General features: G+C 70.7%; 18 protein-coding genes and 1 pseudogene. 9 read left to right on the plus strand and 10 right to left on the minus strand.

The annotated features are described in order from the left end of the window. Window positions 1–196 precede the first annotated feature (196 nt). Complete coding sequence (locus HNR67_RS31425; protein ID WP_185005786.1) at window positions 197–1129, plus strand: LysR family transcriptional regulator; 933 nt, start codon at window positions 197–199, stop codon at window positions 1127–1129. Here the strand turns inward: HNR67_RS31425 and HNR67_RS31430 are convergent. Next, window positions 1116–1904: an SDR family NAD(P)-dependent oxidoreductase gene (locus HNR67_RS31430; protein ID WP_185005787.1), complete on the minus strand. Its 789-nt coding sequence runs from the start codon at window positions 1902–1904 to the stop codon at window positions 1116–1118. The two genes, HNR67_RS31425 and HNR67_RS31430, sit on opposite strands and share 14 nt — an antisense overlap. Before the next feature lie 122 nt (window positions 1905–2026). Here HNR67_RS31430 and HNR67_RS31435 point away from each other — a divergent pair, with 122 nt between their 5' ends. Continuing rightward, the gene (locus HNR67_RS31435; RefSeq protein ID WP_312988415.1) at window positions 2027–2638 is read left to right on the plus strand and encodes a TetR/AcrR family transcriptional regulator; all 612 of its coding nucleotides are present in this window, start codon (window positions 2027–2029) and stop codon (window positions 2636–2638) included. Between the two features lie 10 nt (window positions 2639–2648). Here HNR67_RS31435 and ilvA read toward each other — a convergent pair whose 3' ends face one another. Continuing rightward, entirely contained in the window at window positions 2649–3884 is a 1236-nt protein-coding gene (gene ilvA, locus HNR67_RS31440; protein ID WP_185005788.1) for a threonine ammonia-lyase IlvA, read from the minus strand. An 86-nt stretch (window positions 3885–3970) separates the two neighbouring features. After that, the gene (locus HNR67_RS31445; protein ID WP_185005789.1) at window positions 3971–4714 is read right to left on the minus strand and encodes a VOC family protein; all 744 of its coding nucleotides are present in this window, start codon (window positions 4712–4714) and stop codon (window positions 3971–3973) included. Window positions 4715–4976: 262 nt separating this feature from the next. Here HNR67_RS31445 and HNR67_RS31450 point away from each other — a divergent pair, with 262 nt between their 5' ends. Both HNR67_RS31450 and HNR67_RS31455 read left to right on the plus strand, forming a co-directional pair. Beyond that, entirely contained in the window at window positions 4977–6152 is a 1176-nt protein-coding gene (locus tag HNR67_RS31450; protein ID WP_185005790.1) for a cytochrome P450, read from the plus strand. Window positions 6153–6198: 46 nt separating this feature from the next. Next, window positions 6199–6909, plus strand: a complete 711-nt coding sequence (locus tag HNR67_RS31455; protein ID WP_185005791.1) for a class I SAM-dependent methyltransferase — start codon at window positions 6199–6201, stop codon at window positions 6907–6909. Between the two features lie 159 nt (window positions 6910–7068). On the opposite strand, the gene HNR67_RS31460 is transcribed toward HNR67_RS31455, so the two are convergent. The 3 genes from HNR67_RS31460 to HNR67_RS31470 are packed head-to-tail and all read right to left on the minus strand — an operon-like array spanning window position 7069 to window position 9216. Beyond that, a complete protein-coding gene (locus HNR67_RS31460) occupies window positions 7069–7599 on the minus strand; it encodes a CHRD domain-containing protein (RefSeq protein WP_185005792.1) in 531 nt (176 codons plus the stop codon). 59 nt (window positions 7600–7658) lie between these two features. Next, window positions 7659–8519 (minus strand): DUF4394 domain-containing protein, encoded by an 861-nt coding sequence (locus HNR67_RS31465; protein WP_185005793.1) that lies wholly within the window; start codon window positions 8517–8519, stop codon window positions 7659–7661. A gap of 40 nt (window positions 8520–8559) precedes the next feature. Next, window positions 8560–9216 carry a fasciclin domain-containing protein gene (locus tag HNR67_RS31470; RefSeq protein WP_221490123.1) on the minus strand — a complete coding sequence of 219 codons (657 nt, stop codon included), beginning with the start codon at window positions 9214–9216 and terminating at the stop codon, window positions 8560–8562. 207 nt (window positions 9217–9423) lie between these two features. Between HNR67_RS31470 and HNR67_RS31475 the strand changes: the two genes are divergently transcribed. From HNR67_RS31475 to HNR67_RS45100, 4 genes are all read left to right on the plus strand, one after another. Beyond that, a complete protein-coding gene (locus HNR67_RS31475) occupies window positions 9424–11181 on the plus strand; it encodes a cytochrome c biogenesis protein DipZ (protein WP_185005794.1) in 1758 nt (585 codons plus the stop codon). 15 nt (window positions 11182–11196) lie between these two features. Then, window positions 11197–11517 carry a thioredoxin gene (trxA, locus tag HNR67_RS31480; RefSeq protein WP_185005795.1) on the plus strand — a complete coding sequence of 107 codons (321 nt, stop codon included), beginning with the start codon at window positions 11197–11199 and terminating at the stop codon, window positions 11515–11517. Window positions 11518–11696: 179 nt separating this feature from the next. Continuing rightward, the gene (locus HNR67_RS31485) at window positions 11697–11885 is read left to right on the plus strand and encodes a hypothetical protein (protein ID WP_185005796.1); all 189 of its coding nucleotides are present in this window, start codon (window positions 11697–11699) and stop codon (window positions 11883–11885) included. Between the two features lie 136 nt (window positions 11886–12021). Then, a complete protein-coding gene (locus HNR67_RS45100) occupies window positions 12022–12429 on the plus strand; it encodes a VOC family protein (protein ID WP_185005797.1) in 408 nt (135 codons plus the stop codon). 142 nt (window positions 12430–12571) lie between these two features. Here the strand turns inward: HNR67_RS45100 and HNR67_RS46780 are convergent. The 4 genes and pseudogenes from HNR67_RS46780 to HNR67_RS31505 all read right to left on the minus strand — a co-directional run. Then, window positions 12572–12781: pseudogene (locus HNR67_RS46780) on the minus strand (helix-turn-helix domain-containing protein); the annotation flags it as partial. Between the two features lie 91 nt (window positions 12782–12872). Further along, window positions 12873–13604, minus strand: coding sequence for a ParB/RepB/Spo0J family partition protein (locus tag HNR67_RS31495; RefSeq protein WP_185005798.1), 732 nt, complete (start codon window positions 13602–13604; stop codon window positions 12873–12875). Further along, window positions 13601–13996 (minus strand): hypothetical protein, encoded by a 396-nt coding sequence (locus HNR67_RS31500; RefSeq protein WP_185005799.1) that lies wholly within the window; start codon window positions 13994–13996, stop codon window positions 13601–13603. The genes HNR67_RS31495 and HNR67_RS31500 overlap by 4 nt, the downstream gene beginning before the upstream one ends. 135 nt (window positions 13997–14131) lie before the next feature. Further along, a complete protein-coding gene (locus HNR67_RS31505) occupies window positions 14132–14719 on the minus strand; it encodes a TetR/AcrR family transcriptional regulator (RefSeq protein ID WP_185005800.1) in 588 nt (195 codons plus the stop codon). 106 nt (window positions 14720–14825) lie between these two features. On the opposite strand from HNR67_RS31505, the gene HNR67_RS31510 reads away from it, so the two are divergent. Then, entirely contained in the window at window positions 14826–16253 is a 1428-nt protein-coding gene (locus HNR67_RS31510) for an aldehyde dehydrogenase family protein (protein ID WP_185005801.1), read from the plus strand. The last annotated feature ends 108 nt before the right edge of the window (window positions 16254–16361 follow it).

Consider the following 16361-nt stretch of genomic DNA (forward strand, 5'->3'; position numbering starts at 1 on the left):
CTATGCGCCCCATCGCAGATCCAAATAGTTGCCCTGACCTGCGAAGTTCCCGCGAACTCGTCGGCGTGTTGGCCGTTGTCGTACACGGTGTTGGCCGAACTGGGACACCCATTCCGGCCAAGACACCGTCCATAACGGCCAACACACCGTACGACAACGGCCAACACGGTGGTGGGTGCGCGGCTAGGGTTGGCGGGTGTCTGATGACTGGGGCAGGGCTGATCTGAACCTGCTGCTCCCGCTGAACGCACTGCTCATCGAGCGCAATGTGACCAGGGCCGCGGAACGCATCAGCGTGGCCCAGCCGTCGATGAGCGCGATGCTGGCGAAACTGCGCAGGCATTTCGACGATCCGCTGCTCATCCGCGAGGGCAGGGGCATGGCGCTGACCCCGCTCGCGGAGTCGCTGGCCGGGCCGGTGCAGGCCGCGCTGGTGGCCGCGCGGGCGGTGCTCACCGCGGGCAGCCGCTTCGACCCGGCCACCGAGTCGCGCACCTTCAGCGTGCTGGCCAGCGACTACGCCGCCACCACGCTGCTGCGCCCCGCCCTGCGCGGATTGCTCACCGAGGCGCCGGGGGTGCGGCTGACCGTCGAGCCGCTGCGCGCCGACCTGGTGGAGGTGGTGCGCAGCGGCCGGTGCGATCTGCTGCTGTGGCCACTGCAACTGCCCGAGCAGGAGCTGCTCCAGTTCCCGCACACCCCGCTGTTCGAGGACGAGTTCATCGCCGTGGTGGACCGGGACAACCCGCTGACCGGACCGCTGACCAGGGCGGATCTGGCCAGGCTGCCCGCGGTGGAGGTCAACGGCGTCGGCGATCGGTGGGCCGTGCCCAGGGGCAAGCTGGCCGAGCAGGGGCTGCGCCAGCCCGCCGCGGTCACCGTGGAGTCCTTCACCCTTGGCCTGCAGATGGTGGCGGGCACGCACCTGATCACGCTGACCCAGCGACTGCTGTTCGAGGCGCTCGGGCCGGGCCTCGGACTGCGCGAGGTGCCGATGGCCGAGCCGGGACCGAAGCTGACCATCGCCGGGTTCTGGCACCCCAGGCAGGTGCTGGACCCGGCCAATCAGTGGCTGCGCGCGCACCTGGCCAGGGTGGCCGCCGGGCTGGGCGGCGTCAGGCCGTCTTGATCGCGCCGCCGTCGATGAGGTGGTCGGTGCCGGTGATGCTGCCCGCCAGCGGTGAGGCCAGGTAGCCGACCAGGGCGGCGACCTCCTCGGGCTCCACGAATCGGCCCGTGGTGAGCCCCAGTCCGGCGGGCAGCTGGGCCAGGAACTGCGCGTGCGGCACGCCAAGCGAGCGGGCCAGGTCCGCGCCGTAGCCGTCCGGGGCCTCCCACATCGAGGTGCGCACCGGGCCGGGGGAAATGGTGTTCACCCGCACGCCCAACGGGGTGACCTCCTCGGCCAGTGCCTTGCCGAACGCGGTCAGGGCGGCCTTGGCGGTGGTGTAGGGCATCGGCCCGGCGTGCGGCATCCGGGCGCCGTTGGAGGAGATGTTGACGATCACGCCCTTGCGCCGCAGCAGGCTGGGCAGGGCGGCGCGGGTGGTGCGGACCGCGCTGAAGAAGTTCAGCTCGAACAAACGCTGCCACAGCTCGTCGTCGAAGGTGGCGAAGCCGCCGGTCTGACCGCCGTCGCTGTCCCCGCCGCCGACGTTGTTGACCACCAGGTCGATCTCGCCCAGCTCGGCCAGCGCGCCCTCGACCAGCCGGGCCGGTCCGTCGGCGGCGGACAGGTCGACCGGGATCGCGACCGCCCCGGAGGCGGCCAGTTCCGGGGAGACGGTGCGCGAGCCCGCCACCACCCGCATGCCCTCGCCGATCAGCGTGGTGACGATGGCCAGCCCGATGCCCCGGCTGGCGCCGGTGACCAGGGCGGTCTTGCCGCTCAGTTGCATGTCCATCTAGCCAGCTCCTTCTAGTCGCATCCGTATAGACCCTGCTAGCGCTCTAGTTGCGACACTAATGTTGCAACTAGAGCGCGTCAAGGAGTCGCCCTGTACTGTTTCCCCGACAAGGAGGCTCGGTGACAGAGCAGGCTGGCTTGACTGGGCAGGAGTCGGCACGTCCGGCCGGGCGGGCGCGACGGGCGGATGCCGAACGCACCGTGCAGGCGATCCTGGAGGCGGCCGAGCGCGTGCTCAGCGCCGACCCCTCGGCCTCCATGGAGCAGATCGCCACCGCCGCCGGCGTGGCCAGGACCACCGTGCACCGCCGGTTCGCCACTCGCGACGTGCTGATCGACGAGCTGACCGCCTGGGCCGCCCAGCGCTTCGGCGAGGCGGTGCGCCGTGGCCGCCCGGAGACCGCGCCGCCACTGGTCGCGCTCTACCAGGTGACCGCGAACGTGCTGGAGGTCAAGATCGGCTGGGGGTTCGCGATGAGCCGGACCTCAGCGGCCGATTCCCAGGTCGCGGGCGTGCACACGGGCGTGCGTGAACAGTGCGACCGGCTCTTCCTGCGGGCCAGGGACGCCGGGTTGTTCCGGCCCGACGTCGATCTGGACTGGGCCCGCCGGGTCTACTACGCGCTCATCCACGAGGCGGCCCAGCAGCCCGAACCGACCGACACCGACACGCTGGCCACGCTGGTGGTCAACACCCTGCTCCGCGGGATCGGCGCGAGCGGCGGGCTCTGAACCGCCGCGCTCAGACCAGGAACCGGTAGGCGGTGGTGCCCGGCGCCACGTGCTGGATGTGCAGCGGGGACTCCTTCATCCGCGCCCACAGCCGGTCGTAGTCCTCGGCCCGGCTGATCTCGATGCCGACCAGCGCGGCCCCGGTCTCCCGGTTGTCCCGCTTCTGGTACTCGAAGAGCACCACGTCGTCGTCCGGGCCGAGCACGTCGTCCAGGAACCGGCGCAGCGCACCGGGTTCCTGGGGGAACTCGACCAGGAAGTAGTGCTTGAGGCCGCGGTGCACCAGTGAGCGCTCGACCACCTCGGCGTAGCGGCTCACGTCGTTGTTGCCGCCGGAGAGCAGGCACACCACGGTCTCGTCGGGTTCCACGGTGATCTCGCTGACCAGCGCGGCCGAGGCCAGCGCACCGGCGGGTTCGGCGATGATGCCGTCCACCTGGTAGAGGTCGAGCATCTCGGTGCACACCGCGCCCTCGGCCACGGTGAGCAGCTCGGCGCCGCTGTCCCGGACCATCGGGAAGGTCAGCTCGCCTGCCCGGCGCACGGCCGCGCCGTCGACGAAGGAGTCCACCTCGGGCAGGGTCACCGGTCCGCCACCGGCCAGCGCCGCGATCATGCTGGCCGCGCCCGCCGGTTCGACCCCGATCACCCTGGTGGCCGGGAAATGGTCCCGCAGCCAGGTGCCGACCCCGGCGAGCAGGCCGCCACCGCCGACCGGCACGATCACCACGTCCGGCGCGCCGCCGAGCTGACGCAGGATCTCCAGCCCGACGGTGCCCTGGCCGGCGATGGTGCGCGGATCGTCGAAGGCGGGCACCAGCACGGCGCCGGTGGCCGCGGCGTGTTCCTGGGCGAGTGCGGCCGCGTCGTCGTAGGTGTCCCCGTCCACCACCAGGCGGACCTTGCCCTGGCCGAGTGCCTCGATGCGGTCGCGCTTCTGCCGGGGCGTGGTCCGCGGCACGTGCACCCGGCCCTCGATGCCGAGGCGGCGGCAGGCGTAGGCCACGCCCTGGCCGTGGTTGCCTGCCGAGGCGCAGACCGCCCCGGCCCCGGTGAACTCGGTCTGGGAGAGCAGGTTGAACGCCCCGCGCAGCTTGTAGGAGCGCCCGACCTGGAGGTCCTCGCGCTTGAACCACACCCGCGCGCCGGTGCGCTCGGACAGCCGCTGGTTGACCTCCAGCGGTGTGGTGCGGGCGACCCCGTCCAGCCGTGCGGCGGCCGAGGAAACCTCTTCAGCGAAGGACATGGATCCCATTCTCGTGCAGGTCTGGCTGGGGTTTTGCCTGGTGTGGCGCGGGGCACCGTCCATTGTGCACCCGAGGGTGCGCCCGCTCACATGGTGATGATGGTGAAGACCGCGCCGTGCGGGTCGGTGAGCACCGCGGAGCGTCCGAGCACGGTGTCGGTGGGCCGTCCGGTGACCCGGCCGCCGAGCTGACCGGCCCGTTCGGCGGACTCGTCGCAGTCCCGGACGGCGAAGTAGGCCATCCAGTACGGCGTGGTGATCTCGGGGTGGCCGGGGCGCATGCCCGCGACCGTGCGGCCCTCGATCCGCCACTGGGAGTACTCGACGTCACCCAGCCGCCGGTCCCTGGCCTCCCAGCCGAACACCTCGCCGTAGAAGGCCTTGGAGCCGTCGGAGTCGCCGGTGCTCAGCTCGTTCCAGCAGAGCGTGCCGGACTCGTTGAACAGCTCGCAGCCGGGCATCTCCCCCGGCTCCCACACGCCGACCTCGGCCCCGGCCCGGTCGGTGAACACGCCGATCCGGCCGGTGTCGGCGACCTTCTTGGCCGGGAAGAGGACCTGGCCGCCCGCTGGTTCGACCCTGGCGGTGGTGGCCTCGGCGTCGTCGACGAGCACGAAGGTGCGCCAGGCAGTGCGCTGGCCGGGCGCCAGCAGCGGTCCGGCGCCCGCGACGGCCTTGCCGCCCTTGGTGAACACGGTGTAGCCGCCGGCCTCCGCTGGGGCCACGCGCGCCGACCAGTCGAACAGGCCCATGTAGAAGGACCGGGTCTGCGCGAGGTCCGGGGACCGCACGTCTATCCAGCCCGGGGTGCCCGGTGCCACTGCGCCCATGTGTGCTCCTGGTGCTCGTGCGTGCTCGTTCTCGGCACATCTTCTCAGCACGCACCGAGGTCAGTTCGTGACGGGGCGTGAGAACTGGTTGCGGGTGGGGCCCGCGGTGGACGGTACGCGGCCGTCCCGGGCGGTCGAGCAGCCGGTCCGGCACCCGCCGGATGGCGGTGATCAACTGCGCGACCTTGTGGTTTCGCCCGGGTTCGCTGACCCTGGATCACTCGCTCGGGTGAGGGAACGCGACCACTGGGGAGGAACGCGCATGTCCGCACTCCAACTTCCGCTCAACCGTCCCAATCCACTGGCACTCGCGCCGCTGTACCAGGTGCTGCGCCGGGAGACGCCGGTGGTGCCGGTGATTACCCCGGCCGGCGACCCGGCCTGGCTGGTGCTCGGCTACGAGGAGGTGAAGCAGGTCTTCGCCGATCCCCGGTTCGGCCGGTCCCATCCCGAGCCGGAACGCGCGGGCAGGTTGGCGGAGTCGGCGATGGGCGGTGGCGCCGCCGGTGATCACGAGACGGAGCAGGCCGAGCACGCCCGCATGCGCAGGGCGCTTGGCCCGGCGTTCTCGGTGCCGCGGATGCGTCGGCTGACGGACCGGATCCAGGAGCTGACCGATCGCTGCCTGGACGATCTCGCGGCCGCGGACCAGCCTGCCGACCTGCACCGGCTGGTCTCGTTCCCGTTGCCCGCACTGGCCATCAGCGAACTGCTCGGCGTGCCTGAGGCCGACAGCGCGCATTTCAGCCGCCTGTCCAGGGACCTCGGGCTCTTCGACGATCCGGCGGCCAGTCAGGCCGCGCTGGCCGAGTTCGCCGCCTACACCCTCGGCCTGGCCGCGGCCAAACGCGCGCAGCCGGGTCCGGACGTGCTCTCCGACCTGGTCGCCGACCCCACCATCACCGATGAGGTGGTGGCCCAGCTGGCCATCGCGCTGCTCTTCGCCGGGCACGAGACGACAGCGACCCGGATCGACTTCGGCGTGCTGTGGCTGCTGTCCGATCCGGCCCGGCGGGCGGCGTTCACCGCGGACCCCGACGGCCAGGTTCAGTCCACAGTGGAGGAAGTACTGCGCCTGTCCGCACCGCACGGCCTTGGCCTGCTCCGCTACGCGCACGAGGACGTGGCGATCGGCGGGGTGACCATCGGGCGCGGGGACATGGTGCTGGTGTCCAACGACGCCGCCAACCGGGACACCGCGGTGTTCCCCGACGCCGAGGAGTTCCAGCCCGGCCGGAAACCCAATCCCCACCTGGCTTTCGGCCACGGCAGGCACGTCTGCATCGGCGCCAACCTGGCCCGCGCCCAGCTCCGGATCCTGTTCCCGGCCCTGTTCCGCCGCTTCCCGAACCTGTCCCTGGTCGCCGGGGTGGAGGACCTCCCGCTGGTGACCAACGACCTCACCGGCGGGGTGGCCGAGGTGCTCGTGCGCTGGTGACCGAACTCGGTCGCACCTGTCGCGGACTCGCTCTAGGCTGGCCGGAATGGACGTGTCGACCATTGCCGTGCCCCACACCCTCGCCCACCTCAAGCCACTGCTGCCCCCGCCTCCGGCCCGCATCCTGGAGGCGGGGTGCGGCAGTGGCGCGCTGGCCGCCGCGCTGATCGGACTCGGCTACCGGGTCACCGGCGTGGATCGCAGTCCCGACGTGGTCGCCGCCGCTCGCGAGCGCGGGGTGGAGGTGATCGAGGCCGATGTCAACGAGGTCTCCGGCGAGTACGACGTGGTGCTGTTCACCCGGTCGCTGCACCACGCGGAGGACCTGGACGGCACCCTGGCGCACGCGGCCACCCTGCTCGCGCCGGGCGGGCTGATCGTGCTGGAGGAATTCGCCTGGGAACGGGTGGACCAGCCCGCCGCGCACTTCTACTACGACAACCGAGCCCTGCTCGTCGCCACCGGCGTACTCAAAGCCGAGGTGCCCGAAGGGGACCCGCTCAAGGCCTGGGTCGCCGGCCACGACTTCCTGCACCGGGGCTCCGACATGCTGGACGCCCTCAGCCGAGTCGGCACCAATCTGTCCACAGTAGACACCCCGATGCTGTGGCGCCTGGTATACGGCCGTTCCGGGATCTGGACCGACCCCGCCACCCACGCCACGAGCGCGCTCAACGCGATCCACCAGTCCGAACAACGACGGCTGGACGCAGGCATGATCCCGTCCATCGGCCTGCTGGCCACCGTCCAGCGCTAACGCCGTGTTGGCCGTTCTCGTACGGTGTGTTGGCCGAACTGGACGGTGTGTTGGCCGTTCTCGTACGGTGCTTTGGCCGTTCCGGACGGTGTTGGCGTTCCGGGTGTACCAGTTCGGCCAAGACTGTGTACGACAACGGCCAACACGCCGTCTTTCGGACTACCCGCGGAGCTGGCCGCGGACCGCGCCTGCCGGGTATTCCGTGTTGTGCACGTTGACGTAGAACTGGCCTGGCGTGCGCTTCAGCTCACGCGCCAGTGCCGGGTCCACGTCGGTGCAGGTGCGACTGCGACCCTCGACCGGGGTCTTCAGGTGCAGGGCGACCGGACCGGCGGTGCCGGACTTGCCGCGGTGGATGTGTGCGGCGGTCGGCGCGCCGATCCGGCTCACCGACAGGGAAACGCAGACCTCGCGGTGGCCGATGCGCACCTGGGCGGTGCCGCGGCCGTCGGGGTCGCCGGGGCCGGGGACCTCGGCCGCGCCGGTCAGCCAGGCCGACCGGTAGCTGCCGCCGCCGAGCAGGTTGCCCAGGTCCAGATCGATACCGATGCCAATGCCGATTCCGATGCCGACATCCGGTCCGCGGTCACGGTCCTGGGCGGTGGCGGCGGCCGCGCCGGGGGCGGCGGCGAGCAGCGCCAGGCAGGCGGTTGCTGCCGGGATTGCGAGGGTGCGGATGGACATACGCATGCGGAACGACCTCCGTGATTGTGTTGCCATTGCGTCGATCTGGCCTACGCGTCCGATGATCAGGGCGCGAAGGTCAGACCGGTCACACTGCTCAACAGGGGGGAGATGACGCCGGCCCGGCCGGTGGCCAGGTTGATCCGGACGAGCAGGGTCAGGCCGTGCACGCGCACCACGGCGGCGGCACGGTAGTCCTGGGGCCGGAACGGCCCGGCGCTCGCCTTACCCGAGATGTCGAAACCGTTGACCGCGCTGATGTTCAGGCCCAGCCTGCCGATCGCGGTGAGCTGACCGGTGTTGGGCGAGACCACCGGGGTCTCCCCCGGCAGGCTGCCCTGCTTGACCAGGGTGTCCCGCGCGGAGTCCAGGCCGTACAACGCGGTGCTGGTGGCACCGGCCACGCTGTTGGTGTAACCGGCGGCGGCCACCTTGGGGGCGGGGCCGCCTGCCGGGTAGCTCAACGGGGTGTCGGTGCCCGCGATGGCGCCGGTGTCCGGGTGCAGGCGCAGGTTCTCCCCCGCGTCGGTGACCACCCGGATACGGTCCACGGCTGGGTTGAAGTCGAAGCCGACCGCCTTGCCGCGCAAGGAGATCGGGGCGCCGGTGGCGGTCGCGGCGCCGGTGGCCGGGTTGATCCGGTAGAGCCTGCCCGCCTCGGACAGGGTGTAGAGCGCGCCAGTGGCGGGACGGGTGTCCAGTCCCACCAGGCGTTCGCCGCGGGCCAGGCCGGTGATCCGCTTGCGCTGCTTGGCCAGCAGCGGCAGGTCGGGGTCGTGCCGGGTGAGCACGCCGTCGTTGGTGAGCAGTAACAGATCCCCGGACCGGGCGGCGGCCGGGGCGGCCGCCGCCGTGCCGGTGGTGCCGGCCAGGACCGTGGCCAGCACGGTCGCGCCGGTCACCAACAGGCCGGTGGTCTTTCGCATTCCCACTCCAGTGGTTGAGGGTTGGCGCGGATCCGTTGCCTTACTTGGGCATCAGCACCGAGTCGATCAGGTAAACGGTGGCGTTGGCGGTGTGCACGCCACCGCAGATCACGTTGGCGTCATTGACCTTCAGCGCGTTGCCGGAGCCGGTGACCTTGACCATGCCGGTCTGCACGGTCTTCTGGTCGCCCGCGATCTTGTCCGGCGCGATCTGACCCGGCACCACGTGGTAGGTCAGGATCTTGGTCAGCAGCGCGTCATCGGTCTTGAGCTTCTCGATGGTGGCCGCGTCGATCTTGGCGAAGGCGGAGTCGACCGGCGCGAACACGGTGAACTCACTGCCGTTGAGCGTGGAAACCAGGTTGACCTTCGGGTTCAGCTTGCCGGAGACCGCCGCGACCAGTGTCTTGAGCAGCGGGTTGTTGCTCGCGGCCACGGCCACCGGGTCAGCAGCCATACCGGCAACCGAACCCGGGCCCTGCGGAACCTGCTGGGCATAGCCCGAACAGCCGGAGCCGACCAGGTCACGGGCCGGATCGGCCATCGCGGCCGAGGTGGGGGCGGCGCTGGAGGCGGGGGCGGCCGAGGTGGTGCCGGAGTTGCCGCCGGCCATGTCACCGGAGCCACAGGCCGAGGCGACCAGGGCGAGGGCGGCGACGCCGAAGGTCATCGTGCCGCGACGAATGCTGCGCATCATGACTGTGCTCCATCTCGTGTGCTGAGGCGTCTGTCCGAAGTGGACTGTTCAACGCCGGACATGAGGTTGTTCGGCGCTGGTTCACCGCCGGATCGACCCTCAGGCCAGTCGAGACCTTTTCGTTACATTCGACGTCGCGGCCGAACCGAACCGCCTCGGGGCGCGAACACCTCGCATGCCCCACTCGGACAACCTGATGAGGACCCCGTGCTCACACTCGCGTTGATCGGGCTCATCGGCGGGCTGGTCACCGGCATCTCGCCGTGCATCCTGCCGGTGCTGCCGGTCATCTTCCTCTCCGGCGGCGCGCAGAGCGCCCGCACCACACCGAACTCCGGGGACGCCGCGGGCGGCGGTGTGGCCACCGCGGCGCCTCCGGCACCACCGGTCTCCAAGGCAAGGCCCTACCTGGTCATCGCCGGGCTGGTGGTCAGCTTCTCCCTGGTCACCCTGTTCGGCTCACTGCTGCTCTCCATCCTCGGCCTGCCCCAGGACGTGTTGCGCTGGGGCGGCATCGTGGTGCTGGCGCTGATCGGCATCGGCCTGATCGTGCCCGCCTTCGAGCACCTGCTGGAAAAGCCGTTCAGCTGGATCCCGCAGCGCCGCCCGGACGCCGCCCGCGGTGGCTTCCCGCTCGGCCTGGCCCTGGGCGCGATCTACGTGCCGTGCGCCGGACCGGTGCTCGCCGCCATCTCGGTGGCAGGCTCCACCGGCAAGATCGGCCTGGAGACCGTGGTGCTGACGGTGACCTTCGCGGTCGGCGCGGCCACTCCCCTGCTGATCTTCGCACTGGCCGGGCGCCGGGTCGCCGAGCGGGTCAAGGCCTTCCGCAGGCGCCAGCGCGGTATCCGGATCACCGCGGGCATCGTGATGCTCGCGCTGTCCCTCGGCCTGGTCTTCAACCTGCCGCAGCTGCTGCAACGGGTCATCCCGGACTACACCAGCGCCTTGCAGGACAAGGTGAACAACTCCGATCAGGTGAAGAAGGCGCTCAACCTCGGCGGTCTGGTCAACGAGCAGAACAAGGACCTGGACAAGTGCACCGAGGGCGCCAAGGAGCTGGAAAGCTGTGGCACCGCACCGGATATCACCGGCATCCAGCAGTGGCTCAACACCCCCGGCGGCGCGGGGGTGGACCTGAAGCAGTTGCGCGGCAAGGTTGTGCTGCTGGACTTCTGGGCCTACTCCTGCATCAACTGCCAGCGCTCGCTGCCGCACGTGACCGCATGGGACAAGGCCTATCGCCAGTCCGGCCTGCAGGTCATCGGCATCCACTCCCCCGAGTACGCCTTCGAGAAGGAACCCGGCAACGTGGCCTCGGCGGCCAAGGGCTTCGGCATCGAGTACCCGGTGGCCCTGGACAACTCGCTGGGCACCTGGACCAACTACCGCAACCGGTTCTGGCCCGCGCACTACCTCATCGACGCCCAGGGCACGGTGCGGCACATCAAGTTCGGCGAGGGCGACTACCAGAGCACCGAGCGGATGATCCGCCAGCTGCTCACCGACGCGAGTCCCGGCGTGAACCTGCCGGGGGCCACCGAACTCTCCGACGTCACCCCGGACACCGGCAAGATCACCCCGGAGACCTACCTCGGCTCGACCAAGCGAGTGAACTTCGCCGGCACGGAAACCTATACCAGCGGCGAGAAATCCTTCGCCTTCCCCGGCGAGCAGCCCAAGGACAGCTTCGCGCTGGAAGGTGACTGGACCCTCACCAGTCAGCACATCACCCCGGTCAAGGAGCAGGGCCGGATCCGGCTGGACTACCGGGCCAAGGAGGTCCGGATGGTGCTCTCCGGAAGCGGCACGGTCAGCTACGAGAGCAACGGCGTCACCAAGACCATCCGGGTCGAGGGCACCCCGAACTCCTACCAGCTGCTGTCCACAAAGGACATCACCGAGGGCCGGGTCACGGTGACCGTCGGCGCCGGTGTGCAGGCCTACTCCTTCACCTTCGGCTGAGCGGGACGGAAAACCATGGACATCGCAGACGTGACAACGGAAACCTTCGACCAGGACGTGCTCGGCAGCCAGCGCCCGGTACTGGTCGACTTCTGGGCCCCCTGGTGCGGGCCGTGCAAGGCACTGGCCCCGGTGCTGACCCAGATCGCGGCCGAACACGCCGAGCGCCTGGCGGTGGTGAAGCTGGACATCGACGAGCACCCGGAGATCGCCGGGCGGTACCAGGTCATGTCCATCCCGACCCTGATGGTCTTCGTGGGCGGCGAACCGGTGGGCACGCTGTCCGGCGCCAAACCGAAGCCCGCGGTGCAGAAGTTCCTGAGCGCCTGGCTCTGAACCCTCGGCGGGGCGGCGCGGCGGTCACAACCAGCCGCGCCTGCTCCCCCGCGCGGATGCAGACCTCGACGTTCTCGGCGAGGTAACCGGGGCTTTCCAGCGAGGCCCTGGAGTACACCGAACGGTGCTGGCTGCCCCTGGCGAGCTGGGCCAGCTCCTCGGCCGCGTTGGCGCCGGCGGTGAAGAAGCAGGGCGGGGAGTCGAACCGCCGGACCGAGCAGCGGGCGCTGTCGTGCGCGTGCCGGATCCGCGGCCCGACCGACGAATCCAACGACGGCGTCAAGGAACCCCTGCTCGACCTCGGCGACGCCACCAAGTGGCCACCAGCCCCGCCCGAGCCGGGCAAACCCACCGGCGTGGCGCCCTGACCGGGGGCCCACCACAGGAGCGGCCCGGGATCGTTGTGCAGCAAGCGATCCCGGGCCGCTCCGGCGGATCCGTGCCGCTTGGGCCGCACGAGTGGATCTCGCGGTGGCGCTGTTGCCGGAGGGGGTGCCGTCCAGAATGCTGACACCCGTGGACTCCACCGCGCGGGCGTATCCCTACCTCGGTTATCGCGACGCCTCAGCGGCGCTGAGCTGGCTGGAGCAGGTGGGGTTCACCACGCTGGGCAGACGGGACGGCACCGACGGCGCGGTGCTGCACGCGGAGGTCCGCTACGGCGAGGTCGTGCTCATCCTCTTCAGCGCCGACCCCGGCGCCCCGGCGCGGGAACCGGTCGGCGCCGGGGACGGGCTCTACCTCTGCCTGCCCACCCCCGCCGCCGTCGACGAGTGGTTCACCAGGGCGATCAGCTCAGGGGGCAGGGCCGTGCTGGTCCCGCACGACATCGAACGGGGCGGTCGCCGGGCGCGGGTGTTCGATCCCGAGGGCAAGGAGTGGAGCGTGGGCACCTACCGTCCGGGTGGCTGAGTTCGCCCGCCGGGCGGATGCCGGGGAAGCGGAGGACGCGGGTGACCGACGAGGGCGCCTTGGTCCCTCGCGCCAACCGGATCAGGTGGCCGCGGTCGGCCTCGCTCAGCCCAAGGACGCTCGCCACCACGTCCAGGACTATCGGCGAGACGATGACCGCCCTGCCCTCCTCCAGCCAGGAGTACCACGCCGCGCTGACTCCGGCAGCCCACGCGACCTCCTCGCTCCGCAACCCCGGCGCATGACTCCAGCTCCCCGGGCAACCGCCCGCGCACTCCGGCTGGGCGCGTAGCCGGGCGGAGCGGAGGAAGTCGCCCAACTCCTCGCGGTTGGCCTCGGGTACCAGCGTCATGACCCAATTCTGCGCATTCTGATCTTCATCGGGTTAGCAGCACAGCGGCACAGGTTTGCACTGTGCTGACCTGATCGCCAGCCGCGCCGGGTCAGGTCTCCCTCGCGGGCCGGGCGCGGATGCCCTCGGGCACCGGGTCCAGCCCGGCCCGCACCCGCTTGCGCACGTCCTGGGCGGTGGACAACGCCACCCCGGCCTCCGCCGCGATCTCGCGCAGCACGGCGCCCGGCCGGGCGAGGAACAGCTCGCCGGCACGCTGCCGGGCCTCGGCGCTGTTGACCGGCCTGGCGCGGCCGTCCCGGCCGATCCGCTGACCGGGACCGCCGGCGGGGCCCAGCCTGCGGCGCGCGGTGGCCACCGTGGTCGGTGACCTACCGGCGACCTCGGCGATCAGCCGGTCCGACCAGTCCGGGTAGCTGCGCAACGTCCAGTCCACGGTGCCGGATCGGTCCGATGTGGACAGTGGGAGTCCACTCAGGACGGTGACGCGCGCGGCCAGCACCACGGCCTCCCGGTCGCTGCCGTGGAACAGGCAGGCCTCGATCTCGGTGCGGCCCAGCTCGGCCGCGGCCCGCAACCGGCGCAGGCCGTCGATGACCCGCGCGGTGCTGCTGTGCACCAGGATGGGCGGCAGTCGTGCCTCATCGCCGGTCAGCGGTGGTGGCTGCCCGCTCGTCCCGGTGCGCTGGGGCAGCAGGGGTTCGGTGGCCAGCGCCGACACCGGCAGCAGCCACACCGAGAGGTCCAGCAGGCCCAGTTCCGGCCAGGAGGCCAGGCGGTTCTCCCTGGTGTGGCCCGGATCCCGGCCGGGCAGGCTGGTCATCGGCGGCCGAGCCGGATGGTCACCGGGCGGCAGCGCAGCTGGGCAGGGGCGCGGTAGGCGGGCGAGGCCGGGAACGGGCAGGCGGGTGCCCGTGCGTCCGACGGTGGTGGCAGCGCGAGGGTCGCGGACAGGGTGGCGCCGGGGTCGGATCGGTACTGCCACAGCACGATGCCGGGTTCGAAGGGGTCCCAGCCGGTTTCCCGGCGGGCGCGGTGGGCGCTGGCCCCGCCCGGTCCGTCGGCCCAGATGGTCACCACGTCGGCGTGCTCGGGCCAGCGGCGGACCGCGCCGAGCAGTCGCGGCCGGTGTTTCCCACCGAAGTAGTGGAAGTCCCAGCCGTCCCTGACCAGTCGCTCAAGCAGGTCGAGGACCCTGGTGCTGATCTCCGCCATGGGATCCGCCTTCAGTGCGCTCGGAGCGGGAATTCAATTCGGCGAAAGCGGCGCACCGAACTTCCCGGAAAGGATCCCGACCTAAGAGCACCGGCGTCAACAGCCTTGTCACGGTACATTTACTACCAGGCTGATTCAGGCGAGCAGGCCGCGCAGCAGGCTGTCCAGCACCGCGATCAGCTTGGCCCGCAACACTTCCTCGTTCGGCGCGTGATTGGCGCCGTAGAGCACCGCTGCGGTGAGCAGTTCGACCATCAACTGGATATCGACATCAGCCCGAAGCTCACCGCGGCCGACCCCATTCCGGAGGATCTCCCGCACCACATCCTCCATAGGTTGGACACAGGTCTGCTGAATGCGCTCGTGCAACTCGGGGTATTCGGCCAGTTCGGTCTCGCAACGCAGGATGACCCGGCAGCGCGGCCCGGTGAACAGCTCGGCCAGCACCTCGGCCAGCGCGGTGAGATCGCCGCGCACCGATCCGGTGCGGGGGTGGGTGACGTGCGCGGTGAGGGTGCTCAGCCCGGCCAGGATCAGTTCCTCGTTGTTCGGCCACCGGCTGTAGATGCTGCGCTTGGCCACGCCGGAGCGGGCGGCGACCCGGTTGCTGGCGAAGCCCGCCACGCCGCGCTCGGCCAGCTCGGCGACGACGGCGTCCAGGATGCGCTGGTCGACCCGCTCGTCGCGGGGGCGGCCACGGGGCGCCGGTGCTCGATCGGACATGCCCCGCACTATACGTCACCACTGCGGTTGCATAAATCGCCCGCGGCCGGATAGCGTCACCGCATCGGTTCACTAAATTGGGTGGACCCCAGACGGAAGCGATCCGATGAGCACCTCAGTCACCGACCAGACCGCGATCAGCACCGCGTTAGGCAGGGTCCGGGCCACCTTCGCGGCCGGGACCACCAGGCCGCGGTCCTGGCGCGCCGCCCAGCTGACCGCGATGCGCACCATGTTGCTGACCCACAGCACCGAGTTCGAGCAGGCCCTGCACAGCGACCTGCGCAAGAGCCCGGTGGAGGCGCAGCTGGCCGAGATCGGTTCCAGCATCGCCGAGATCGACCACACCCTGCGCCGGTTGCGGGGCTGGATGCGCCCGAGCCGGGTGCGCACGCCGATGTCGCTGTTCCCCGCCACCGCGCGGATCGTGCCGGAGCCGCTCGGCGTGGTGCTGATCATCGCGCCGTGGAACTACCCGCTCCAGCTCAGCATCAGCCCGATGATCGGCGCGCTGGCCGCAGGCAACACCGTGGTGCTCAAGCCCAGCGAACTCGCGCCTGCCACCAGTGCCCTGCTCGCCCGGCTGCTGCCCGCCTACCTCGACGCGCAGGCCGTCACCGTGGTCGAGGGCGGTGTCGAGGAGACCACTTACCTGCTCACCCAGCCCTTCGACCACATCCTCTACACCGGCAACGGGACGGTGGGCCGGATCGTGGCCACCGCCGCGGCCGAACACCTCACCCCGATCACCCTGGAACTGGGCGGCAAGTCACCGGTGTTCGTCGATGAGACCACCGACCTGGCGGTGGCCGCCCGCCGCATCGCCTGGGCCAAGTTCCTCAACGCCGGACAGACCTGCGTCGCCCCGGACTACGTGCTGGTGACCGAGGCGGCCAGGCAGCCACTGCTGGCTGAGCTGACCGCCGCGATCACCGAGATGTTCGGCGCGGATCCCCAGCGCGGCAACAGTTATGGCCGCATCGTGAACCAGCGGCACTTCCGCAGGCTGCGCGCGCTGCTCGCCGAGGGCGACCTCGTGACCGGGGGCGGGTCCGACGAGGCCGACCTGTACATCGAGCCGACCGTGCTCACCGGGGTCACCGGCGAGTCCGCGGTGATGGCCGAGGAGATCTTCGGCCCCATCCTGCCGGTGCTGACCGTCGCCGGGGTGGGCGAGGCGATCTCGTTCATCACCGCGCGGGACAAACCGCTGGCGCTCTACGCCTTCACCGGCTCCGCGGCCGCCCGCGACCGGCTGCTCCAGGAGACCTCCTCCGGCGCGCTGAACTTCGGCATCCCGATGGCGCACACCAGCGTCAGCGGCCTGCCCTTCGGCGGGGTCGGCGCCAGCGGGATGGGCGCCTACCACGGCAAGTTCTCCTTCGACACCTTCACCCACCGCAAGCCCGTGCTGAGCAAGCCCTCTTTCCCGGACACCATGCGCCTGCTCTACCCGCCCTACACCGACCGGACGCTGAAGCTGGTGAAGCGGTTCATCGTGCGCTCCGAACCACTGCTGTCCCGGCGACGCTGAACCGGAACGGCCAGCGGATCTCGAAGGGGCCGAGATCGATGGCGCCGCCCGCGATCCGGGGACGACAGTCCACATCGGACACCGAGGTGTTGCCGGGGATGCCCTTGT

The organism is Crossiella cryophila (assembly GCF_014204915.1).
Classification (GTDB): Bacteria; Actinomycetota; Actinomycetes; order Mycobacteriales; family Pseudonocardiaceae; genus Crossiella; species Crossiella cryophila.

Excerpts from the sequence above, each read along its gene's own strand:
- HNR67_RS31460 (WP_185005792.1), bottom strand. The coding sequence starts at position 7,599 with ATGCGTATGTCCATCCGCACCCTCGCAATCCCGGCAGCAACCGCCTGC.
- HNR67_RS31510 (WP_185005801.1), top strand. The coding sequence starts at position 14,826 with ATGAGCACCTCAGTCACCGACCAGACCGCGATCAGCACCGCGTTAGGC.
- HNR67_RS31450 (WP_185005790.1), top strand. The coding sequence starts at position 4,977 with ATGTCCGCACTCCAACTTCCGCTCAACCGTCCCAATCCACTGGCACTC.
- HNR67_RS31445 (WP_185005789.1), bottom strand. The coding sequence starts at position 4,714 with ATGGGCGCAGTGGCACCGGGCACCCCGGGCTGGATAGACGTGCGGTCC.
- HNR67_RS31470 (WP_221490123.1), bottom strand. The coding sequence starts at position 9,216 with ATGATGCGCAGCATTCGTCGCGGCACGATGACCTTCGGCGTCGCCGCC.
- ilvA (WP_185005788.1), bottom strand. The coding sequence starts at position 3,884 with ATGTCCTTCGCTGAAGAGGTTTCCTCGGCCGCCGCACGGCTGGACGGG.
- HNR67_RS31465 (WP_185005793.1), bottom strand. The coding sequence starts at position 8,519 with ATGCGAAAGACCACCGGCCTGTTGGTGACCGGCGCGACCGTGCTGGCC.
- HNR67_RS45100 (WP_185005797.1), top strand. The coding sequence starts at position 12,022 with ATGCTGACACCCGTGGACTCCACCGCGCGGGCGTATCCCTACCTCGGT.
- HNR67_RS31505 (WP_185005800.1), bottom strand. The coding sequence starts at position 14,719 with ATGTCCGATCGAGCACCGGCGCCCCGTGGCCGCCCCCGCGACGAGCGG.
- HNR67_RS31500 (WP_185005799.1), bottom strand. The coding sequence starts at position 13,996 with ATGGCGGAGATCAGCACCAGGGTCCTCGACCTGCTTGAGCGACTGGTC.
- HNR67_RS31455 (WP_185005791.1), top strand. The coding sequence starts at position 6,199 with ATGGACGTGTCGACCATTGCCGTGCCCCACACCCTCGCCCACCTCAAG.
- trxA (WP_185005795.1), top strand. The coding sequence starts at position 11,197 with ATGGACATCGCAGACGTGACAACGGAAACCTTCGACCAGGACGTGCTC.
- HNR67_RS31430 (WP_185005787.1), bottom strand. The coding sequence starts at position 1,904 with ATGGACATGCAACTGAGCGGCAAGACCGCCCTGGTCACCGGCGCCAGC.
- HNR67_RS31495 (WP_185005798.1), bottom strand. The coding sequence starts at position 13,604 with ATGACCAGCCTGCCCGGCCGGGATCCGGGCCACACCAGGGAGAACCGC.